This is a genomic window from Microbacterium testaceum (assembly GCF_020781835.1).
GTDB lineage: Bacteria > Actinomycetota > Actinomycetes > Actinomycetales > Microbacteriaceae > Microbacterium > Microbacterium testaceum_H.
The window spans coordinates 81112-103749 of the sequence record NZ_JAJGNJ010000005.1; the positions used below are offsets into that span (position 1 = coordinate 81112).

Below are 22638 nucleotides of genomic sequence, written 5' to 3' on the forward strand. Positions count from 1 at the left end.
AGGCCGGCCGGACGGGACGGGCGTCAGTCCTCGACGACGCTGTCGGCGGCGCGGATCACCGGAATCGCCTCGGTGATCGCCTGCAGTCCCGACAGGCGCGCCGGGGAGATCTGCTTCATGACCTCGTCGCGCGTCATCAGACCCGCTTCGACGACCAGGTCGGCGACGTTGCGGTGGGTCAGCAGTGCGGTCTTGGCCAGGGCGGCGGCGGCGGAGTATCCGATGAACGGCGTCAGGGCGGTCACCACGCCCACGGAGGATCCGACCATGGCGCCGAGGCGCTCACGGTTGGCGCTGATGCCATCGACGCAATTGACCCGGAGGGTCCACATCGCCTGACGCATCCACGTGATCGACTGGAAGATCGAGTGGGCGATGACCGGTTCGAAGGCGTTGAGCTGAAGCTGACCGCCCTCGACGGCCATCGTCACGGTGAGGTCGGCACCGGCCACCGCGAAAGCGACCTGGTTCACCACCTCGGGGATGACGGGGTTGACCTTGCCCGGCATGATGCTCGAGCCCGCCTGCCGCGGAGGCAGATTGATCTCGCCGAGGCCGGCCTGCGGACCGCTGGAGAGCAGACGCAGGTCGTTGCAGATCTTCGACAGCTTGATCGCGTTGCGCTTGAGCGACGACGAGAACGACATGAACGCGCCGGTGTCGCTCGTGGACTCCACCAGATCGGTGGCGGTCTCCAGGTCCAGCCCGGTGACCTCACGGAGATGGCGCAGCACCGCGGGGCCGTACTCGGGGTGGGCCGTGATCCCGGTGCCGATGGCGGTCGCGCCCATGTTGATCTCGAACAGCAGGTAGGCGTTCTCGGTCAGGCGGTTGTAGTCCTCGCCGAGCGTCGTGGCGAAGCCGTGGAACTCCTGGCCGAGAGTCATGGGCACGGCATCCTGCAGCTGCGTACGCCCGACCTTGAGGACGTCGTGGAACTCCTCGGCCTTGTCGAGGAAGGACTGGCGCAGAAGGCCGAGCTCCTCCAGGAGACTGCGCAGGGTGAGGGACAGGCCGATCTTGATCGCGGTCGGGTAGACGTCGTTCGTCGACTGGCTGCGGTTGGTGTCGTCGATGGGCGAGAGGAAGGCGTAGTCGCCCTTCTCGCGTCCCGCCATCTCGAGGGCGATGTTGGTGATGACCTCGTTGGCGTTCATGTTGGTCGAGGTGCCGGCCCCGCCCTGGATGACACCGACCGTGAACTCGTCGTGGAACTCTCCGTCGATGACGCGCTGCGCCGCCCGATCGATGAGGTCGGCCTTCGTCGGGTCGAGCACGCCGATCTGCCGGTTCGCGCGCGCCGACGCCTGCTTGACCATCGCGAGCGCGCGGATGAGGTCGGGATAGACCGAGATCGGCCGCTTCGCGATCGGGAAGTTCTCCAGGGCCCGCGCGGTGTGGATGCCCCAATAGGCATCGGCGGGGATCTCGAGGGAGCCGAGCGAATCGGTCTCGGTGCGGGTGCGCGTCATTGCGTCCAAAGCCATGGGGGTGTCCTCGTGGGTCGTCACGGCGGTCAGGGGATCCCCCGAGCCTAACCACCCCGCACGCCGGCGTCGCTGGACGCCGCGGCCTGTCGCGGGAGTCGCGCACTCCCTCGCGTACACCCCGGTCAGCGCTTGCGCGAGAACGCTTCGAGCCGCTCCTGGGGGCTCAACGCCGCCATGCGCTCGACCCACTCCGGCGTGAAGAAGCCGGACGGCTCGGCGTCGACGACGGGGACCACCGCGTGGGTGATCGTGTCCTCCCACACATGGACCAGGTGGAAGGAGCGACCGGCATCCATTCCGTTCACCTCGTCGGCCGGTCGGGCGAGATCCATCGTGTAGCACGACGCCGCGGAGACGCTCACGGGGATGCCGGCGAAGGTGCCCGACGTGGAGTAGTGCAGGTGACCGGCCAGGATCGCCCGCACATCGCTGCCGGCGATCGCGTCCGCCAGTCCCGGTTGGTCGCGCAGCTCGAGGATGTCGAAGAACGGGATGTGCGTCGGCAGCGGCGGGTGGTGGAGGGCGAGGATGGTGCCCAGCGGCGCCGGCTCGGCGAGCTCGCTGCGCAGCCAGTCGAGCTGATCGGCGTCGAGGTCGCCGTGGTGCCATCCAGGAACCGTCGAATCCAGCGCGATGAGGCGGAGACCGTCGAGGTCCCACACCCCGGTGACGGGGTCCTCGGTGGCCGCGGCGTCCAGCAGCCCCGCGCGGAGGGCCGGGCGCTCGTCGTGGTTGCCCGCGACCCACACCACCGGCGCGCCCAGCCGCCGGGCCCACGGCTCCACCGCGGCCCGCAGCGCCCGGTAGGCCTCGGGCTCGCCCAGGTCGGTCAGGTCGCCGGTGAAGACCACGGCATCCGGCCGCACTCCTGTCGCCTCGGCGGCCTCGAGCGTGCGTCGCAGGTGCGCGGCGGCGTCGTACCTGCCGCCCAGCAGCCGATCGCCGGCCAGCAGGTGCGTGTCGCTGAGATGGAGGATCACGCGCCGCGCGGGCGCGTGCTGACCGAACTGCACCGATGCCATGCCCTCAGCCTACGAGGGGCCGCCGACACGGGATGTCAGTGATGGAACAGGATCAGCAGCAGCGCCCCGGACACCGCGGCCGCGCACACGGCGAAGCACGCGTAGGCGCCGGTGAGCGCGAGCCGCTTCTGCCCGACGCTGAGCGGATTGCGTGCCGCCGCCTTGGCGACCGCCTTCTCGGCGCGGCGCTTCTGCTTGTCGGTGAGCACCGTGATGGCATCCGTGAACTCCGCCGGCGCGACCAGCGGGGGACGTCCGCCCCGCACCATGAGTCGCAGGCCCAGGGCGTAGAAGGTGACCACCACCGCCGCGCCCAGCAACGCCGCGACGAACACGTGGAGGAAGGCCTCCCAGTCGATGATCACGAGCGGTCTCCCTTCCCGGCGGCGGCGTCGGCTTGTTCCAGACGCAGCTGGCGGCGCGTGGGGCCGGGCTTGCGCGGCACCTTCACGGCGGCGCCGGAGTCGGCGACCTCGCTCATGGCGTTGGCGTGGGTGACCTCGTCGCGTCGCGACCGCAGGAACAGTCCGAGGATGATGACGACCGCGATGACGGCGTCGACGGCGACGCCCCAGCCGCCCAGCCACACCACGATCAGGGACGCCGCGGCGCCGACGGCACCGGCCGCGGGCAGGGTGAGCACCCACCCGACCATGATCCGGCCGACGGTGTTCCAGCGGACCGTCGAGCCGCGACGGCCGAGACCCGAGCCGATCACCGAGCCCGAGGCCACCTGCGTGGTGGACAGGGCGAAGCCCAGGGCGCTGGAGGCGAGGATCGTGGCGGCGGTGGAGGTCTCGGCCGAGAAGCCCTGCGCGGGCTTGACGTCGGTGAGGCCCTTGCCGAGCGTGCGGATGATGCGCCAGCCGCCCATGTAGGTGCCGAGCGCGATCGTGATGGCGCACGCGAACACGACCCACAGCTGCGGGTCCGGTTCGGAGGTCGACTGCCATCCCACGGTGATGAGCGCGAGCGTGATCACACCCATGGTCTTCTGCGCGTCGTTGGTGCCGTGGGCGAGGGCGACCAGCGACGACGTGAAGATCTGACCCCAGCGGAAGCCGTCGCGGCCGTCGGTCTTCATGTCGTACCGGCGCGTGACACCGTAGGCGATCTTGGTCACCGCGAAGGCGATGATCCCGGCGGTGAGGGGCGCGATGAGTGCCGGGAGGATCACCTTGCTCAGCACGACGCCCATGTCGATGGCGGAGGCGCCGACACCCACGAGGGTGGCGCCGATGAGCCCGCCGAAGAGGGCGTGCGACGAGCTGGAGGGCAGGCCCAGCAGCCACGTGAGCATGTTCCACGTGATCGCGCCGATCAGGCCCGCGAAGATGATCGGGGGGAAGATGTCGGGGCTCAGCTGATCCTCGCGGATCATGCCGCCGGAGATGGTCTTCGCCACCTCCGTCGACAGGAACGCCCCGACCAGGTTCAGACAGGCCGCCAGCAGCACCGCGACCTTGGGCCGGAGAGCGCCCGTCGCGATCGGCGTCGCCATGGCGTTCGCCGTGTCGTGGAACCCGTTGGTGAAATCGAAGAACAGTGCCAGGCCGATGACCAGCACGATGATGAGGGCTGCGCTCTCCACCGATCGCTTTCCGTGAGGGGGAAGGGAGGGATGCCGACGGGATCGGCGCGGAGAACGAAGAGTTCACCTGACGTTGAGCCCGCGTTCACCGGGCCGTCGACATCCTTTCACCGGTCTCCCCATCGGTCAAACGGGGGCCGCCGAGACGCCCCCGCCTGACCGATTTCCGAACACCTCACTCCGCGAACGTGCGCTCCACCCAGTCCCGACTGGCGCGTGCGCTGGCATCCGGATCTCCGTGCACCTGATCCACCTCGATGATGATCCACCCGCCGAAGTCCTCGGGGAGAGCCGCGATGACGCCGTCGATGTCGAGATCGCCGCGCCCGGGCTCGCGGAAGAAGTCCTTCCGACCGACCTCGGTGTACGGGCGCGGTTCGCGCAGCCATTCGGCGACGGTGTCGGCCGGCAGGTCCTTCACGTGCAGGTCCAGGATGCGATCCGCGTGGCGTCGTGTGAAGGCGACGGGGTCGATGCCCGCCCACGCGAGGTGGCCGACGTCGAAGGAGGCACCGAGAAGGGCCGGATCGACGGCCGCCAGCACGGCCTCGATCTCGTCCTCGGTCTCGATCCAGGTGCCCACGTGGTTGTGCAGGCCCGCTCGCACGCCCTCCTCCTGGAGGATCGTCGCAGCCTCGGACAGGAGGTCGATCTGCCGCTTCAGGCGGTCGGCGTCGGCGAGGTGCCCGACGGCGGCCTTCTCCGACCACCGCGGGAGCTGGTAGTTGACCTCGGGGGCGAGGAACACCGAGTCGAGGCCGAAGTAGCGCGACTCCTCCGCCTTGCGGCGCACCGGGTTGAACCACCGGATCCACTCGGCCGTACCGGGCTTCAGGTCCAGGCCGTGATCCTCCGGGAGCCCGATGGAGGCGTAGCCCGGCGCGGGTCGCAGGCCCGCGTCGCCGATCATGCGCTCGTACTCCTGGAGGGTCTGCGTGTCGAGCACCTCCATCATGGTGGCGTCGAACCCCGCCGCGGCGACGGCCGCGAGAACGTCCGGGTACTCCGCCCGGAAGGACGGCTCGCCGTAGTGCCACCGACTCTTGCTGCCGGGGACGTTGGGATCCGGGGGCAGACTCGTCCACTGGATGGGGTTCAGCGCCACCTGGGCGCGCGAGATCGTCACGGATGATCCTTTCGGGGTTACTTGATGCCGGTGGCGGCGATGCCCTGCACGAAGTACTTCTGCAGGAACAGGAACAGCACGAGCACGGGAAGAAGCACCACGACGGCACCGGCGAGCAGCACGCCGTACTCGGTGGTCTGGTTGGACTGAGCGGCGATGGCCAGACCCACCGGCAGCGTGTACGTCGACTGGGACTGCGCGATCACCAGGGGCCAGACGAAGGCGTTCCAGGCCGTGAGGAACGTCAGGACGCTGACGGTCGCGAGTGCCGGCGTCAGGAGGGGAAGGAAGATGCCCGCGAAGATCCGCAGTTCGCCCGCGCCGTCCAGGCGCGCGGCCTCGAAGAGCTCCTCCGGGATCGAGTGAGCGAACTGGCGGACGACGAAGACCGATATGGGCAGGGCGAGCATGGGGAACGCGATGCCCAGGAGCGTGTCGACGAGGCCGAGCTGCACCGCGACGAGGAACTGCGGCACGAACACCGCGACGATCGGCACCATCATGGTGGCGAGCACCATCGCGAACACGAAGCCCCGTCCGCGGAAGCGGAGCTTGGCCAGGGCGTACCCCGCCAGCGAGCCGAAGACGATGTTGCCGGCCACCACGAGAGCGGCGACGATCACGCCGTTGAGGAGGTAGGTGCCGAAACCCCGTTCGAACAGGGTGGCGAAGTTGTCGAGGTTCGTGAACGAGCGCGGCAGCCACGCGCCGGGATCGGCGGTGAACTCGCCCTGCGTCTTGAACGCTCCGAACAGCACGAGCACGAAGGGCACCAGCATCAGCGCGCAGACCGCGGTGATGGCACCGTAGAGCACGGCACTGGTGAGGGGTCGGGTACGCATCAGTGTTTCGGCCTCAGCATCCGGAACTGCACCACGCTCACCACGGCGACCAGGACGATCAGCACGAAGGATCCGGCCATGCTCGCGGCGATGTTGCCGAAACCGAACTGCTGATAGATCCACAGGGAGATCGACCGGGTCGCCCCGAGCGGTCCCCCGCCGGTGAGGAGGTACGGCTCCTCGAAGATGTTCATGTACATGACGGTGATCAGCACCGACACCAGCAGCGTCGTGGGACGCAGCAGGGGCAGCGTCATGTGCGTGATCCGCCGGAGGGGCCCGGCTCCGTCGATCGCGGCGGCCTCGTAGACCTCCTCGGGGACGGCCTGCAGACCCGCGAGGAAGAGCACCATCGCGGTTCCGACGTTGCGCCAGACGGTGAGGAGCATGACGCTCGTGACCCCCCACCCGGGGTCGCCCAGCCAGTTCGGCCCGGCGATGCCGATCGCGGCGAGGGCCTCGTTGACGGGTCCCTCGTACGACAGCGCGTACTTCCAGATGATGGAGGCCGCGACGATATTGGCGATGACGGGCAGATAGATCGCGGCACGGAACACCGGCCGCAGACGCCGGATCCCGGAGTTCAGAAGCAGCGCCAGGGCGAGCCCGAGTCCCATCGTGGCCGGGACGCCGATGACGACGAAGACCGCGGTGTTCAGCACGGAGCGGAGGAAGTCCGGGGCGGTGAGGACGGCGGCGAAGTTGTCGAAGCCCACCACGTCGACGCCGAGGGGGTCGCGCATGTCGCGCAGTCCGACGTCGGTGAAGCTGAAGGCGAGCGCACCGAGCACGGGGATGACCGTGAAGAGCAGGACGACCACGAGCGTCGGCGTGAGGAACGCCCAGGCGGTGGCGGCCTCGCGAGGACTCCTCCGGCGCCGCGGGGGGACGGTTCGAGGGGATGGCTCCGGGACGAGACGGCCGGCGGCCGCCTCGTCCCGGAGCACGGTGGGAGCGGTCATCGTCTACTCGACGCCCGTTCCGATCTGATCTGCCTTGGCCTGGGCGTCGGCCAGCACCTGCGCGGCGGTCGCCTGACCGCGGGCGGCACGCTCCATCTCGGCACCGAGCATCGATGCGACCTGAGCCCACCCGGGAACGGCGGGCACCGAGGATGCCAGCGGGATGGCCTCCTTGATGGTGGTCAGCAGCGGGTCGTCGGCGATCACCGGGTCGTCCCACGCCGCCTCGACGGCGGGGAGGTTTCCGAAGGTGTTGTACCAGCCCACCTGGTTCTCCGGCTCGGACATCCACTTGACGAGCTTCCACGCGGCCTCGGTGTTCTTCCCGTCCTCGAACACCGCGAGGCTGCCGCCGCCGAGGGCCGAGGTCGTTCCGGCCGGCCCCGCGGGCTCGAGAGCGACGCCCACGTGCTCGGCGGACCACCCCTCGCCGTTGGCCTCGTCCAGCCAGCCCGGGAACCAGGGACCGGTGACGTACGACGCCATCTCGCCGCTGCTGAACCACGGCGTGGTGTCGAGGAAGGCAGGCCCGTCAGCGGACGCGTAGCCCCCGGTGACCAGACCCATGAGCGTCTCCATCGCAGCGACGTTCTCCGGGGTGTCCAGCGTCCACGATTTCAGGTCGTCGGAGATGAGCGAACCGCCGCCCTGGATGCTGAAGTCGTTGAACTGCTGCGCGGTGTACTGGTTCCACTCGGCCGACAGACCGAATCCCCACTTGGCCCCCTGGGCCTGCATCGCCTGGGAGAAGGGCACCCAGTCCTCCCAGGTGGCCGGCGCTTCGACGCCGGCTGCCTCCGCCAGATCCTTGCGGTAGTACAGCGCCTGGGCGTACGTGTACCACGGTACGGCGTGAGCGGCGCCGTCGTACTGAGCGGCCTCCCACATGTTCGGGAAGAACGCGTCGGGCTCGACGAGGCCGTCGGGCACTGCCGCGAAAGCCTCGGTCGCGAGCATGCTCGCCTGCGTCTGCGAGTACAGGAAGGTCATGTCGGGCACGGTGCCCGACGCGATCGCCGTGGTCACCTTGGTGTCGATCTCGGAGTCCGGGATGGGGGTGATGTTGACGGTGACGTCGGGGTTCTCCTCCTCGAACGCCTCGAGGAAGCCCTTGAGGGCCTCCCCGTCGGCGCCGCCGGCCCAGAACTCGATCGTTCCGGTGGCCGGGGAGTCGTCGATGGTGACATCTGCCGCGGCCGGGTCGGCGTCGGAGGAGCGGCCGCAGCCGGCGAGCACGACAGCGGCCGTCAGGGCCGCTCCGGTCGCGAGGATCGCGCGTCTCGCGCGCAGGGCGTGGATCATGAAGGAGCCTTTCAAACGGGTGCGAGGGGCGGCGGACCGGATGGAGCTCGTTCGGGCGGGTCGCCGGCACGGTGCCGTGCTCACCCAGGTTATGCATGCAACTTTGGCGACTTATGCCGAATGTTGACAGAATTTACATTCACGACACGGGGCGCATCATCCGCTACATCGCGGAAACGTCGGCGCCGCGCCACCGCGCGGAGGGCGTGTCAGTGTCATCAACGTTCCGGAATCGACTCGTACAGGAGAGGCGCATGCGCACCGAAGTGGCCATCGTGGGAAGCGGCATCATGGGGGCCATCGTCGCCCGGGAGGTGCTGCGGCAGCGCCCGGGAACCGACATCGTGCTCGTTGAAGCCGGACCCGTCCACGGCACCGAGCCCGGTCGCCACCTGCACAGCGCCGCGGATGCTGCCACCCGCGATTCCTACCGCGAGCACGTGGCCGCCGGAGTGCAGTCGATGTACGTCGGCGCCGCGACGGCGGGGGCGTTCGCGGGCGGGGCCACGGCCACGCCCGGCCTGTACTCCTTCTCCGCGCTGGGCAACGACGCGCGGGCGATGCCCGCCGCGGCGAGCGCGTGGAACGTCGGCGGGATGGGGTCGCACTGGACGGCCGCGTGCCCCACGCCGTGGGGCGAGGAGATCCCCGCGACCGCGGCCGCGGAGTGGGAAGAGGACTACGCACGCGTGCTCGACGTGCTCAACGTCACGGTCGACCGGTTCGGCCCCACCCCGGCCGGAGAGGCTGTCATCGCCGCCCTGGACGAGAGGTTCGGCGCCGCGTCGGCACCCGGTCGGCACCCCCAGGTGATGCCGATGGGCGTCTTCGCCGCACCCGATGCCGAACGTCGCAGGACGGACCCCTCCGTCATCCTGCCCGGCCTGGGAACGCCGGAGAGTCCCGTGCGTCTGCTCGCCGAGACCCTCGCTCGGCGCGTGCGGCACGAGGACGGCCGCGCCACCGGCGTCGAGGTGGAGGACCTGCGCTCGGGCGAGGTGCGCGTCATCGAGGCCGAACGCGTGGTCGTCGCCGCGGATGCGCTCCGTTCGCCACAGCTGCTCTTCGCCTCCGGCATCCGCCCCGCGGCGCTGGGTCGGTACCTCAATGAGCACGCCTTCGTGACGGGACGCGTGTTCGTCGAGCCCGACCGGCTCGGCGGGGTGGAGGTGCCCATCCCCGGCGACGGTGAGTGGATGAGCGGGCCGCTGTGGATCCCGCACAGCGGCCCGGCCCAGCCGTTCCACTGGCAGATCGGCATCAGCCCCATGTACTCCGAGGATCTCAGCCACGCGGTCGCGATGTCCGTCGGAATCAGCGTGTACGTGCCCACCGAGGTGCGCGCCGAGTCGTACATCGCCTTCTCCGACACGGAGACGGACGCGCTCGGCCTGCCTCGAGCGACCATCCACTACGACTACAGCGAGATCGACCGTGCTCTCATCGACCGGGCCATGATCGACCAGCGAGCGGCGTTCGAGGCCGTCGCGGGACCGGATGCCGTGGGGAACACGCTCCTGCTCCCACCCGGCTCTTCGCTGCACTACTCCGGTACGGTCCGCTCCGGCGCCACCGACGACGGCACCAGTGTGGTCGATCCCGACGGTCAGGTCTGGGGTGTCTCCGGTGTCTACGTCGCGGGCAACGGCGTACTGCCGACGGCCGTCGTCGGCAACGTCACGTCGGCCGGAGCCGTCACCGCCGTGCGCGCTGCCCGCGCGATCGCGACCGGTCTGGCCTGAGCGGCGGCGCCGTCCGCGCTGAGGCCGCCGAGCACGACACGACGAAGCCCCCGCACACGGTGCGGGGGCTTCGTCGTGTGCTCACTTGCCGTAATTGGCGCGGATGCGCTCCAGCAGGTAGTCGCGGGCGGTGATCGGCTCCCACGCCCCGCTCGGGCTCTCCATCACGACGTCGCGGTCCGCCTGCGCGAAGTAGGCGATGCTGTAGCGCGCGTCCTGGTTCTCTCCGGCGCGCGGTCCGCGCACGCGGTGGAAGTTCGACGGCAGTGCGTCATCGCTCCAGCGCATCAGCATGTCGCCGATGTTGCAGGTGATCGAATCGCTCGTCGGTTCGACGGGGGTCCACGACTCCGTCTCCATCTCGCGCCCGGGGAGCACCTCGAGTCCCCCCTGGCCGTCGCGCTGGAACAGCAGCGTGAGGACGTCGAAGTCGGTGTGCGCGCCGGCACGCCACGGCGCGTCCTGGTCGCGCGCCTCCGGCGGCACCGCGAAGTAGTGCAGGAGCCGAAGCGTGCTCTGGTAGTTCGGCGACTGCGGGTTGTGGGCACGCTCGAAGAAGTCGGTGTCGAACGCGAGCTTCTGCGCGAAGCAGGACAGCACCTTCATCGCCAGCGCCCATGCGCGATGCTCGAAGTCGAGGATCGCCGCGCGGAACCCGGGCAGCTGCTCCTCCGTCGGCCAGAGATCGGCCATGTGCGGCAAGGTGACCTGGTAGGACTCCTTCTGGTCCGGCACACCGATCGACGGGCGGACCTGCGAGCGGAACTCGTACCCGGCGTTGTCCTGCTTGCGCAGCGGGTACTGCTCCTTCACCTCCGCGGGCAGCGCGAAGAACCGCTGCGACATCTCGAAGGCGCTGTCGACGACCGAAGAGGGGATGCCGTGGTTGACGATCTGGAAGAAGCCGATGTCGGTCGCGGCGGCCCACAACTGATCGGCGATCTCGTCGCGGCGGTTGTCGAAGTCGCTGAGGTCGATCCGACGCAGCTCGCGCGTGGTGTCGATCGTGCCGTCACCGCCCATACGGCGTTCTTTGTCCAGCTCGATGAGGGATGAATTCTCGCTCATGATGATCCGTTTCTGCCCGAGGGCGGAGGGAATCGACGCGGCGGAGGTCCGCGCCCGGCGCGAATACATGTAATCCGGCGCCCGCACGATCCAGTATTCGGGCAGAACGGCGCGAGAGGGGGATCGCTGGCGTAAATTACATGTTAATTTGGGCGGACCGGCGGCGTCGGACCGCCAGCGATCGGACGTGGGCGGCGGCGAGCTCCCCGGCGGCGTCGGCGTCGCCGCGGCGGACCGCCGCGGCGATCTGTTCGTGCTCGGCGATCGCCGAGACGCTGTTCTCCGGCGCGCCCCACATATCCGCGGAGATGAGATGACCCAGGGCCTCCAGTCGCATGAGCGCCATCGCCAGCGGCTCGCTACCGGCATGGTCGCGCAGCATCGCGTGGAACCGGACGTCCAGGGCCGCCATGCCCGCGGCATCCATCCCCGCCTGCCCGCGCTGGCGGGACTCCCCCACCAGGCTGTCGAGCTCGTCGACGGCCGATGCGCTCATGCGGGTGGTCGCCCGTCGTGCGGCGAGCCGGTCGAGGCTCTCGCGCAGCTCGAAGACGTCGTCGACGAGGCCCTCGTCCAACGCCCGCACGCGAGCCCCCGCGTACGGGACGTGCACCGCCAATCCCATCGCGATGAGCTGCTGGACGGCCTCGCGCACCGGGCTGCGGCTCACGCCGAGTTCGGTCGCCAAGCGCGGCACGCTCAGCGGACTGCCCGGCGCGATGCGTCCGCTGAGCACCCGCTCCTGCAGTCGCTGGTACACCTGTTCTGCCAGCAGCGGGTCGTCGGTCGTGGTCACACTTCCCCCCTTCGGCGGGCTCGGCGGCCCGTCGAGTCCTACGCTAACGTCCCGCGCCCCGGCGCCCGGGAGAACCTGCAGAGGCGACCATGACGAACCACTATCCCACCGCCCTGCGGCGTGCGACCCTCTCCGACGGGTCCCTCGTCGACGTGAGGATCGCGGAGGGACGCATCATCGACGTCTCCCCCGCGACCGGACACGGCGGACGCGACGAGCTGGACCTGGACGGGGCCCTCCTGCTGACGGCGGGTGCCGAGCCGCACACCCACCTCGACAAGGCCCTCGTCTACGACAGGCTGCGGCCGGACTACGGCGATCTGCTCTCCGGCATCCGCCAGTGGCAGGCGCACGCGCGGCACCTGACCGAGGAGGACTTCGCCGACCGGGCACGCGCGCTGGCCAGGATGTTCCTCGCCAACGGGGTCACCGCCGTGCGCACGCACGCGGAGATCTTCCCCTCCGGGGACCCGCTGCGCTGCGTCCGGGCCCTCGCCGGGGTGCGGGCCGAACTCTCGGGCGTCATGGATCTGCAGATCGTGGTCCTGCCCAAGAACGACATCGACGACGCGACCATCGAGGCCGCTCTCGACGCGGGTGCGGATCTCGTCGGAGGGTCGCCGCACACCGCGGCCGACCCGGAGGGCGAGCTGGACCGGCTCGTCGCGATCGCACGCCGACGGCGGGTCGGCATCGACATCCATGCCGACGAGCGGCTGGACCCGACATCTCTGACGATGCGGCGCCTGGCCCGCGCGTTGCGGCGCGAACCGCTCGCCCCGGGCACCACGGCGATGGCCGGACACTGCGTGAGCCTGGGGCTGCTGGACCCCGCTGCGCTGCACGATGTCGCCGAGGACCTCCGCCGCGCGGGCGTCTCGGTCGCGGCGGCACCGCTGACGAACCTCTACCTGCAGGCCAAGGACATCGTCGCGGGGCCGGTCCCCCGCGCGATCGCCCCCGTGCGCGCGCTGCGCGACGCGGGCGTGCTCGTCTGCGGCGCCGGGGACAACGTGCGCGACCCCCTCAATCCGCTCGGCGCCGCCGACCACCTCGTCACCGCCGGGCTGCTCGTCGCGGCCTCGCACGTGACGATCGAGGACGCGCACGATTGCGTGACCGCGCACGCACGCGCGGCCATGGGACTGGAATCCGCGGGCGTCGAGGCGGGCCGGGTCGCGGATCTGCTCGCCATCCGCGCACCCTCGTTGGCCGCCGCCGTCGCCGGCGGGGCCTACGACCGTGTCGTCCTGCATCGCGGACGCGTCGTCGCCCAGCGGAAGGTGACGGAACGCACCGTGCTCGACCGCTAGGCGATCCCGACGCCCGCGTGTCGGGTGCGGCTAGCGTGGAGGGGTGACCGACACCGCCGCCCGCCCCCTTCCTCCCGTCGCCGCCCGCCGCGTCACCGCGCGCACCCACCACGGCGACACGTTCGACGACCCGTACGAGTGGCTGCGCGCCAAGGAGGACGCCGAGGTCGTGGCCCACCTCGAGGCCGAGAACGCCTACACCGACGCGCGCACGGCGCACCTGGCATCCCTCCGTGACGAGATCTTCGGTGAGATCAAGGGCCGCACGCTCGAGACCGACCTGTCGGTGCCCGCCCGCCGCGGCCAGTGGTGGTACTACGGCCGCACCGTGGCGGGCGCGCAGTACGGCATCCAGTGCCGCGCCCCCCTGGCCTCCCCCGACGACTGGACGCCGCCCTCGCTCTCCCCCGACGTGCCCGTGCCCGGCGAGCAGGTGCTCTTCGATGGCAACGTCGAGGCGGAGGGCACCGACTTCTTCTCGCTCGGGAGCTTCGAGGTCTCCAACGACGGCACGCGCATGCTGTACGGCATCGACGTCGCCGGCGACGAACGCTACACGGTCCGTGTGCGCGACCTCGTCACCGGCGAGACCCTGCCCGACGAGATCCCCGGCACCTTCTCCGGAGCCACCTTCTCCCCCGACGGTCGTTTCATCGTGTACACCACCGTGGATGACGCCTGGCGGCCCGACACCGTGTGGCTGCACGAGATCGGGACGGGTGTGGATGCCGACGTCACGCTGTTCCACGAACCCGACGAGCGGTACTGGGTCGGCGCCGATTTCACCCGCAGCGACCGCTACCTCGTGATCGGCGTGGGCTCTTCCATCACGTCCGAGGAGCGCCTGGTCGACGCCGATGACCTGCGCGGCGAGGCCCGCGTCGTCTGGCCCCGCCGCGAGGGCGTGGAGTACTCCACCGAACACGCGGTCATCGACGGCGAGGACGTGCTCTACATCCTGCACAACGACGGCGCGCTCGACTTCGAGCTGGTGCGGGTCCCGGCATCCGCTCCGGAGGGTCCGCGCGAGACGGTGATCCCCCATCGTCCCGGCGAGCGCCTGCTCGGGGTCGACACGTTCCGCGAGTGGGGTGTCGTCGCCTACCGTCGCGACGGGCTGGCGCGCCTGGGCATGCTGTCCTACGCCGATGGGACGGTCACCGAGATCGTGTTCGACGAGCCGCTGTACAGCGTCGGGACCGGGGGGAACCCCGAGTGGGCACCGCCCGTGCTCCGCGTGGGCTACGGCTCGTTCGTGACCCCCGGAACCGTATACGACTACGTCGTCGACACCGGCGAGCTGCTGCTGCGCAAGCGCCAGCCGGTGCTCGGCGGGTTCGATCCCGCCGACTACGGGCAGGCCCGTGTGTGGGCGAGCGCCGACGACGGAACGCGCGTCCCCGTGTCGCTGGTGTGGAGGCGCTCGTTCGGAGAGCCCGGGGCGTCGCCGCGTCCGGTGCACCTGTACGGGTACGGCTCCTATGAGCACTCGATCGAACCCGGATTCTCGGTACCGCGTCTGTCGCTGCTCGACCGCGGCGTCATCTTCGCCGTCGCGCACGTCCGCGGGGGCGGCGAGATGGGCCGCCAGTGGTACGAGGACGGCAAGCTCCAGGCCAAGCGCAACACCTTCACCGACTTCGTCGCGGTGGCCCGCCACCTCGTGGCATCCGGCTACACCACTCCCGAGCGGCTGGTGGCCGAGGGCGGCAGCGCCGGCGGCCTGCTCATGGGTGCGGTGGCGAACCTCGCACCGGAACTGTTCGCCGGCATCCTGGCCGACGTGCCGTTCGTGGACGCGCTCACCACGATCCTCGATCCGTCCCTCCCCCTCACCGTCATCGAATGGGACGAGTGGGGCGACCCCCTGCACGACGCCGACGTCTACGCGTACATGAAGTCGTACACGCCGTACGAGAACGTGCGCGCGGGCGTCGCCTACCCCCGGGTCCTCGCCGTCACCTCGCTCAACGACACGCGCGTGCTGTACGTCGAGCCGGCGAAGTGGGTGCAGCGGCTGCGCGAGGTGGGCGCCGACGCGCTGCTGAAGTGCGAGATGGTCGCCGGGCACGGCGGCGTCAGCGGCAGGTACAACGCGTGGCGCGAGCGCGCCTTCGAGCTCGCCTGGCTGCTCGACGTCCTGGGTCTCGCGGAGTAGGCGCGGCGCGGGCGGCCGGGCGCGGGTGGAGCTAGGCGCGGGCTAGGTGAGCTCGTCCCACTTATGGCGGTGCATGTCCCAAAATATGCAGCCTCAGGGCGGCCGAAACTGCCATAAGTGGGACATTGAGGTCACAGCCCCGGCCGCCACCCCGCCCTGATCAGCGCAGAGCGCACCATCACCACGGCGGGAGCACCGCCGTCGCGGAGGTGGTGGCTCAGGATGCGAACATGGTCCCAGCCGGCATCCCGGATAGCGGCCCATCGGTCGGCGTCCCTGGCGAACTGTCGCGGGTCTTCGGCGTGCACCCGACCGTCGTATTCGACCGCCACCCTCCACTGCTCGAAGGCGAGATCGATCTCGGCGACGAACTCGCCGCGCGGCGAGAAGATGTCCGTATTGACCTGCGGTTCGGGGAGACCCCGCCGGACGAGCAGCAGCCGGAGACGGGTCTCTCTCGGCGACCGGACACCGGGGCGCGCCAACGCGAGGGCCCGACGCAGGATGCCACCGCGGACATCGCCCATGAGAGCCACTTCGGCCTCCAACTCTTCGATGGATGCCAGCGGGTTCCGACCCGCCAGCAGCGCGTCGGCGCCGGCGACGAGATCGTCGAGACGCCAGAGGCGACCGCATTGCCGCCACGCCCGCACGGCGTTCTCGACCGGCATCCCGAATGGACCGACTTCGATGGCGGATTCACGGGTCTGCAGCCGATGCCCGACGACACCGCCCGTTCGCGGTTCCCTTGCCGGCCGATGTGCCGACACATGGATCGCCGGCACATGGGGCCACTCCGGTGTGCTGAGGCCCCGCAGGGCGAAAACGGTCTCGTGACTGAAGAACTGCCCCGGAGCCAGACGCGGTGCGTAGGCCCGGCATCGGTCGGCGATGGTGTGGACGTCACGCACCGACCGCGATCGCACACCGTGGAAGGGTGCTGCCAGGTCTGAGGAGCGCAAGCGCCCACGACTCACCCCCTTCCCGCATGCTTCGGCGACATGAAAACGCTCAGGGAGGTCGGCGGGTAGAGGCTGCGGTCGGGTCATGCCTCAGGGTCCCGGACGGAGTCGCCTACGTCGGCACTGTCCACACGCCGTCGTTGCGAGGTGTGGCTTGTGCAGAAGGCATCCCGTCGCTCGCCGCGCGGAGTATGTCCCACTTGTTGCTGTCTCAGAGCACATCAGGCGACAACATTTGGGACATGCACCCCCATAAGTGGGACGTGGGGGCGTACGCCGCACCGGAATCTGCCGCGGCAGCGGGACGCGGCAGCGGGACGCGGCAGCGGGACGCGGCAGCGACACACCGTAGCGGGACGCGGCAGCGACACACCGCAGCGCCCCGCAGCGCCACACGGCAGCGGCCCACGGCAGCGGGGCGCGGCGTCGGCGGAGGCTCAGCCGAACAGCGCGGCGGCCTCCTCGTAGCGGTAGAGGGGGACGCTGTTGAGCTCGCCGAGGGCGTCGGCGAACGGCACACGCACGATGTCGGTGCCGCGCAGCGCGACCATCTGCCCCCAGGCGCCGTCGTTCAGCGCGTCGGCGGCGTGCAGTCCGAGACGGGTCGCGAGCACGCGGTCGAAAGCCGACGGCGAACCGCCGCGCTGGATGTGCCCGAGCACCGTGGCGCGGGTCTCGATACCGGTCAGTCGCTCGATCTCGGGGGCCAGCTGCTCGCCGATGCCGCCGAGACGGGGGCGGTTGAAGGCATCCAGGCCCTTGTCGCTGAAGGCCTCGTCCATGCCCTTGAGCTTGAAACCCTCGGAGACGACGACGAGCGGCGCGCGGCCGCGGTCGTGGGCGCGCGTGACCTGCTCGGTGATCTCCTCGATCGACATCGGCACCTCGGGGATGCAGATGACGTGCGCGCCCGCCGCGATGCCGGCGTGCAGCGCGATCCAGCCGACGTGACGGCCCATGACCTCGGCCACCATGCAGCGCTGGTGCGAGTCGCCGGTCGTGCGCAGACGATCCATGGCATCGGTCGCGATGTTCACCGCGGTGTCGAAGCCGAACGAGTAGTCGGTGGCGCGCAGGTCGTTGTCGATCGTCTTGGGCACACCGATGACGTTGATGCCGTCCTTCGACAGACGGTCGGCCGCGGCGAGCGTCCCCTCTCCGCCGATGGCCAGGATGCCGTCGATACGGTGACCGTACAGCGTTTTGGAGATGTTCTCGGCGCCGCCCCGGGCGCCCTCGTAGGGGTTCGTGCGGCTCGTGCCGAGGATCGTTCCGCCGACCTTGGAGAGCCCCTTCACCTCGTGACGGGTCAACGGGAAGAAATCACCGTCCACGACACCGCGCCACCCGTCACGGATACCGACGAACTCGATGTCGTGATTGGTGGTGCCTTTGAGCACGACACCACGGATGACGGCGTTGAGCCCGGGGCAGTCTCCGCCGCTGGTCAGGATGCCGATCTTCATGCTGTGAACCTCGCTAATGGGGATGATCGAGTCGGCGACACTGCCGCGTTCGACATTACTGCCCCTCCTGCCGCGCTCGCCAAACGGGGGACGCGTCACGTACGACGCCACGAGCCGGGCTCGCCCGGGTCGGCGCTGATCCAGTCCTCGACGGCTCCCACGGGCGTGACGTCGTCGAACCAGAACGTCTCGTCCGGACCCGGCTCAGAAAACACGAACGCCCCGGCGACACCGGGGCGTTCGTGGAGAGTGTCAGGCCCCGAGCGCCTGGCGCAGCAGGTGCATGAGCGCCGACAGCTGCACCGAGTCGCTCGAACCCGGCTCGATGGCCAGGCCGTCGAGGGCGCGCTGCGCCAGGCCCTCCTTCGAGTCGATGAGCTCGGCGATCTTCGTGTCGATCGTGTGCGCGGCGATGATGCGCCACGCCGTGACCGGCTCCTCCTGACCGATGCGGTGCACGCGGTCGATGGCCTGCGTCTGCTCCGCTGCGGTCCACGACAGCTCCGCGAGCACGACGTTCGACGCCGCCTGCATGTTCAGACCGACACCCGCCGCGGTGAGCGAACACACCGCGATACCGACGCCGGGATCGTTGTTGAACGCGTCGATCGCGGCCTGGCGCGCCGTGGACGTCTGATCCCCGCGCACCGACACCGCACGCAGGCCGGATGCCTTGAAGTGCGCCTCGGCGGCGTCCATGACGTCGATGTGCTTGGCGAAGAAGACGACCTTGCCCACGGACCGCTGCAGTTGCACGGCGTAGTCGGCGGCGAGCTGAGCCTTGGCCTGACCGATGCGGCGCACCATGGTGAAGACGTTCTCGGACCCGGTGCCGGCGGCCTTGCTCTCCTCGAGCTCGCCGTGGGCGACCAGGCGCACGATGTCTTCGTCGATCTCGCCCGCAGCCAGCCCGCGATCGCCGCGGGCTTCGATGATCCGCCGGTACTTCGCGGCGAGGCGTGCGCCCAGCTCGCGCTCGGCCTGGCGGATCGACCGACCGTACTCGTCATCGAGCTCGACCGGGAGGTCGGCGATGAGCTTGTCGGGCAGGTCCGCGGCGACGTCCTTCTTCTTGCGGCGCACGATGCCCATCGAGATGACGGCCTCGCGCGCCTCCGGGTAGAAGGCCTTGTCCGCCGGCGTCAGGCCGGTGGCATCCAGCTTCTCCATCAGCTCGGGGCCGGGCTTCTCACCGTTGGTCCAGCCGAGGAAACGCCAGATCGCGTCGAAGTCTTCGACGTCGTTGATCAGCGGGGTTCCGGTGAGCGCGAGCAGCAGCGGATTGCGCGTCTGCTGACGGACTCGGGATGCCAGGGCGAGCACGTTCTGCGATCGCTGCGACGACAGGTTCTTGATGAAGTGGGCCTCATCGACCGCGATGCCCTTGAGGCCGATCGACGACAGCCACGACAGGTGACGGTCAAGGATCTCGTAGTTGACGATGAACACGTCGGCGAACGCATCGATGTCGGCGCCGCTTCCCGAGATGACGGTCGCGCGCCGGTGCGGCGTCCACCGCTGCACCTCGCGGGCCCAGTTCATCTTCACGACGTTGGGCACGACGACCAGCAGCGGGTAGGCCTCGGCGACGGAGGCGGCGAGCACGGATTCGGCGGTCTTGCCGAGGCCCGGCTCGTCCGCCAGCAGGAACGAGCGGTGCCCCTGACGCACGGCCTCGAGGAAACGGGACTGGTGCGGCATGACCTCGAGCCCGCGCGGCGAGACGCGGTCGAACTCGGGTACGGGCGGCAGCTCCATGCTGGCCGCCGATCCCCCCGCCCCGGTCTCGAACGCCTTGTACAGCGGACCCATGAGCTCCCAGCCGTCCAAGCGGCGGCGGGGCGCGTCACCGGTGGGACGCGGAGTGAGGTCGGGGGCGAGGAACGGGTTGGCCATCTGGCGCGCCTCGATGGACGGTGGGACGACCTGCTTCTCGGCGAGCGCCGCCGGCACCACGGGGGCGCTGGCCGGGGCGTTGTCGGTGATGATGAGCTCGTCCGGCGGGAGCTCGGCACCGGACTCGAGCAGCCAGTCGCGACGCATGCGTCGCGCGACCGGCGAGGTCGCCTGGTCGACTTCGAGCAGCTGGATGAGGGAGGTGTCGCGTGCGGCGGTCTTGGCCAGGATCGTGGCCACGCCGTCGAGGCGCTTCAGCAGTTCCGCGCGGGCGGCGTCGGTGATCTCGGTGTCGGCCTTCACGCGGGCACGCTCCTCGCGGACGAGGAAGGCGATCACCTGGAACTTCACGCGGTTGGTCGGGCCCAGCTTGCCGCGTTGGGCCTTGGCCTCGACCTCGCGGACCTTGCGGGCGAGGATGGGAATGACGGGGGCCTCGTCATCGCGACGGGATGACGAGGTCTTGCGGCGCCGTTGGCTCGAGCTTCGGGCGGCGGTTGCCGTGGTCGGCATGCTCCTCCTGAGCGTGTCGTCCGGATGTGTCCGGGACGTCCGGCGTGACGCCGGTGGATCAGTGACCCCGGAGAATGTCGCGAGACTCACCGCCGGAGCGGCAGCGTCTGCGACCCGCAACGCGTCTTCACCGGAACGGCTCGCGAGGAGGCGGGTGACGGGGTCGAGACCCATTCTAGCGGTTCCGCGCGCGTGTTACCCCGCCACCGTCGACAGGATGTCCTCGGTGTATCCCTCGGGGTCGAAATTGATCCACGACGTGGCGACCCAGACCTCTCCGCGGAGGGCCTGCACCTCGCCGCGTTCGAACGGCACGTCGTCGAGCGACACGCCGCGCTGCTCCAGGCGGCAGATCGTCGCATCGCCGCTGTCCTGGCACTCGAAACCGCTCGTCGTCAGCGTGTTCCGGACCAGGGCCGCCTGCTCGGCGTCCACGATCGACACGTTCGTGGCCAGACCGCGCTCGCTCGGGGTTCCCCACGAGCACCGCAGCGTGGGGACGACGTCCAGCAGCTCGAGCAGAGGCGCCTGCTCGGTGGCGAGCAGGGTCACCACGGGGTCGTTCAGCGGCGGGTTCTGCTCTTCCAACACCGCACGCATGGCATCCGAGTAGATGTCGTCGCACGTGGCCGGCAGGGCGGTCGTGGGAGGCACCGTCGATGACGGGATCGGCGTGGGCGTCCCGGGGTCACCGGGCACGGATGCCTCGACGCTCGGCGAGGCGGTCGGGACGGGTTCCGGGACGCAGGCGGACAGGATGACGGCCAGGGCCGCCGCGACAGAGCCGACGGCGACCACACGGGCGAGGGCGGGCATGACACCTCCGAGGATCGATTCGACCCTAACCCGGCTGCGTCGCGACGACCGGGTCCGCGCGGGCGCGTCGCCGGCCGCGCCCTCCACCGCCCGGGCCGCACCGGGCCGGGCCCGCACGATCGCGGCCTTCGTCTGCCGCGGCGGACCTACGCTGGGGCCATGACCGAGCGGATGTCGCGGGACCAGCGCGTGGTGCTCACCGTGGCCGTCCTGGCATCCTTCGTGTCCTTCCTCGACGGCACCGTGGTCAACGTGGCACTGCCGGCCATCTCGCGCGACCTGGGCGGCGGGCTGTCGACGCAGCAGTGGGTCGTGGACGCCTACCTCGTGACCCTCGGCGCGTTCATCCTGGTCGCGGGCTCGATGAGCGACGTGCTCGGCCGCACGCTCGTCCTGCGCATCGGTCTCATCGGGTTCGGGTTCACCTCGATCGCGATCGCCGCCGCACCCACGGCGGAGGTCCTCATCGTCGCCCGCGCCCTGCAGGGTGTCGCCGGAGCGCTGCTCGTGCCGAGCTCGCTGGCCCTGATCACCTCCACGTTCCGCGGCGCCGCCCAGGCCCGCGCGATCGGCATCTGGACCGGGGCCACCACCGTGGCCATGATCGCGGGCCCGCTCATCGGCGGGCTGTTCGTCGACACCCTCTCCTGGCGCCTGGTGTTCCTCGTCAACGTGCTGCCGATCGCCGTGACGATGTGGCTTCTGGCGCGACGGGGCCATTCGGACGAGCGTCGTCCCGGCGCGCACGTCGACATCCTCGGGGCGCTGCTGTGCGCGCTGGGCCTGGGCGGCATCGTGTTCGCCCTCATCGAGCAGCCGAACCTCGGGTGGGGCTCGCCGATCATCTGGATGCCGGGGGCACTGGGCGCCGCGGCCTTCGCGGGCTTCCTCGTGCGCCAACGTGTCGCGCGAGAGCCGATGATGCCGCTGGACCTGTTCCGCTCCCGCAACTTCTGGGCGGGCAACCTCGCCACGATGTTCGTCTACGCCGCGCTCTCGCTGAACGGCTTCGTGCTCAGCGTGTACCTGCAGCAGGGCGCGGGGCTGCCGGCGACCCTCGCGGGGCTGGCCTCCCTGCCGAGCACGCTGCTGATGATCGCCCTCAGCTCCCGCATGGGCGCCCTCTCGGGCCGGTTCGGACCGCGGCTGTTCATGACGATCGGACCGGCGGTCATGGCGATCGGCGCGCTGCTCCTGGTGTCCGTGCGAGCGGAGTTCGACTACGCGACCCAGGTGCTGCCGGGTGTGATCGTCTTCGGCCTGGGGCTCACCGCGACGGTGTCCCCGCTGACGGCTGCGGTCCTCGGCGCGATCGAGACGGAACGCTCGGGCATCGCCTCGGCGGTCAACAACGCCGTCTCGCGGGTCGCCGGCCTCCTGGCGATCGCGGCGGTGTCCGCCGTCGCGGGCGGCGCCCTCGATCTCGACGGGTTCCACCGCGCGGCGATCTTCACCGCCGCACTCATGGTGCTCGGGTCCGCGACGTCGTTCCTCGGCATCCGGAACCATCTGTCACGGCGGGACTGAGCTCCTCCCCCGGCCGCGCCCGACGACCTTGCGGCACCGCGGGGCG

Annotated in this window: 18 protein-coding genes; 4 read left to right on the forward strand and 14 right to left on the reverse strand. The window is 70.1% G+C overall.

Going from position 1 to position 22638, the window contains the following annotated elements; all coding sequences use genetic code 11:
• Positions 1 to 23: 23 nt before the first annotated feature.
• The 8 genes from LL239_RS08920 to LL239_RS08955 all read right to left on the reverse strand — a co-directional run bounded on the left by LL239_RS08920 (position 24) and on the right by LL239_RS08955 (position 8335).
• Entirely contained in the window at positions 24 to 1487 is a 1464-nt protein-coding gene (locus tag LL239_RS08920; RefSeq protein WP_228163082.1) for an aspartate ammonia-lyase, read from the reverse strand.
• Positions 1488 to 1612: 125 nt separating this feature from the next.
• The gene (locus tag LL239_RS08925) at positions 1613 to 2512 is read right to left on the reverse strand and encodes a phosphodiesterase (RefSeq protein WP_228163083.1); all 900 of its coding nucleotides are present in this window, start codon (positions 2510 to 2512) and stop codon (positions 1613 to 1615) included.
• 35 nt (positions 2513 to 2547) lie between these two features.
• Positions 2548 to 2877, reverse strand: coding sequence for a peptidase (locus LL239_RS08930; RefSeq protein WP_228163084.1), 330 nt, complete (start codon positions 2875 to 2877; stop codon positions 2548 to 2550).
• Positions 2874 to 4103, reverse strand: a complete 1230-nt coding sequence (locus LL239_RS08935) for an inorganic phosphate transporter (protein ID WP_228163085.1) — start codon at positions 4101 to 4103, stop codon at positions 2874 to 2876. The genes LL239_RS08930 and LL239_RS08935 overlap by 4 nt, the downstream gene beginning before the upstream one ends.
• A 175-nt stretch (positions 4104 to 4278) precedes the next feature.
• Positions 4279 to 5229 carry a sugar phosphate isomerase/epimerase family protein gene (locus LL239_RS08940; protein WP_228163086.1) on the reverse strand — a complete coding sequence of 317 codons (951 nt, stop codon included), beginning with the start codon at positions 5227 to 5229 and terminating at the stop codon, positions 4279 to 4281.
• Positions 5230 to 5246: 17 nt separating this feature from the next.
• Entirely contained in the window at positions 5247 to 6071 is an 825-nt protein-coding gene (locus LL239_RS08945) for a carbohydrate ABC transporter permease (protein WP_228163087.1), read from the reverse strand.
• The gene (locus LL239_RS08950; protein WP_228163088.1) at positions 6071 to 7033 is read right to left on the reverse strand and encodes a carbohydrate ABC transporter permease; all 963 of its coding nucleotides are present in this window, start codon (positions 7031 to 7033) and stop codon (positions 6071 to 6073) included. Before LL239_RS08950 ends, LL239_RS08945 begins: the two co-directional genes overlap by 1 nt.
• 3 nt (positions 7034 to 7036) lie before the next feature.
• On the reverse strand, positions 7037 to 8335 hold the full coding sequence (locus LL239_RS08955; protein ID WP_228163089.1) for an extracellular solute-binding protein: 1299 nt from the start codon (positions 8333 to 8335) through the stop codon (positions 7037 to 7039).
• A gap of 254 nt (positions 8336 to 8589) precedes the next feature.
• On the opposite strand from LL239_RS08955, the gene LL239_RS08960 reads away from it, so the two are divergent.
• The gene (locus tag LL239_RS08960) at positions 8590 to 10077 is read left to right on the forward strand and encodes a GMC oxidoreductase (RefSeq protein WP_228163090.1); all 1488 of its coding nucleotides are present in this window, start codon (positions 8590 to 8592) and stop codon (positions 10075 to 10077) included.
• An 81-nt stretch (positions 10078 to 10158) separates the two neighbouring features.
• Here LL239_RS08960 and LL239_RS08965 read toward each other — a convergent pair whose 3' ends face one another.
• Together LL239_RS08965 and LL239_RS08970 are read right to left on the reverse strand one after the other, a co-directional pair.
• Positions 10159 to 11145, reverse strand: coding sequence for an isopenicillin N synthase family dioxygenase (locus LL239_RS08965; RefSeq protein WP_228163091.1), 987 nt, complete (start codon positions 11143 to 11145; stop codon positions 10159 to 10161).
• A 136-nt stretch (positions 11146 to 11281) separates the two neighbouring features.
• Complete coding sequence (locus LL239_RS08970; protein ID WP_228163092.1) at positions 11282 to 11941, reverse strand: GntR family transcriptional regulator; 660 nt, start codon at positions 11939 to 11941, stop codon at positions 11282 to 11284.
• 89 nt (positions 11942 to 12030) lie between these two features.
• On the opposite strand from LL239_RS08970, the gene LL239_RS08975 reads away from it, so the two are divergent.
• Positions 12031 to 13254, forward strand: coding sequence for an amidohydrolase family protein (locus tag LL239_RS08975; protein ID WP_228163093.1), 1224 nt, complete (start codon positions 12031 to 12033; stop codon positions 13252 to 13254).
• Between the two features lie 43 nt (positions 13255 to 13297).
• Complete coding sequence (locus tag LL239_RS08980; protein WP_228163094.1) at positions 13298 to 15412, forward strand: S9 family peptidase; 2115 nt, start codon at positions 13298 to 13300, stop codon at positions 15410 to 15412.
• A 131-nt stretch (positions 15413 to 15543) separates the two neighbouring features.
• On the opposite strand, the gene LL239_RS08985 is transcribed toward LL239_RS08980, so the two are convergent.
• From LL239_RS08985 to LL239_RS09000, 4 genes are all read right to left on the reverse strand, one after another.
• The gene (locus LL239_RS08985) at positions 15544 to 16083 is read right to left on the reverse strand and encodes a hypothetical protein (protein ID WP_228163095.1); all 540 of its coding nucleotides are present in this window, start codon (positions 16081 to 16083) and stop codon (positions 15544 to 15546) included.
• Positions 16084 to 16811: 728 nt separating this feature from the next.
• Positions 16812 to 17840 carry a 6-phosphofructokinase gene (locus LL239_RS08990; RefSeq protein WP_228163096.1) on the reverse strand — a complete coding sequence of 343 codons (1029 nt, stop codon included), beginning with the start codon at positions 17838 to 17840 and terminating at the stop codon, positions 16812 to 16814.
• Between the two features lie 252 nt (positions 17841 to 18092).
• On the reverse strand, positions 18093 to 20249 hold the full coding sequence (locus tag LL239_RS08995) for a DEAD/DEAH box helicase (protein ID WP_228163097.1): 2157 nt from the start codon (positions 20247 to 20249) through the stop codon (positions 18093 to 18095).
• A gap of 195 nt (positions 20250 to 20444) precedes the next feature.
• Positions 20445 to 21065 (reverse strand): hypothetical protein, encoded by a 621-nt coding sequence (locus tag LL239_RS09000; protein WP_228163098.1) that lies wholly within the window; start codon positions 21063 to 21065, stop codon positions 20445 to 20447.
• Positions 21066 to 21224: 159 nt separating this feature from the next.
• Between LL239_RS09000 and LL239_RS09005 the strand changes: the two genes are divergently transcribed.
• Entirely contained in the window at positions 21225 to 22592 is a 1368-nt protein-coding gene (locus LL239_RS09005; protein ID WP_228163099.1) for an MFS transporter, read from the forward strand.
• Positions 22593 to 22638: the final 46 nt, after the last annotated feature.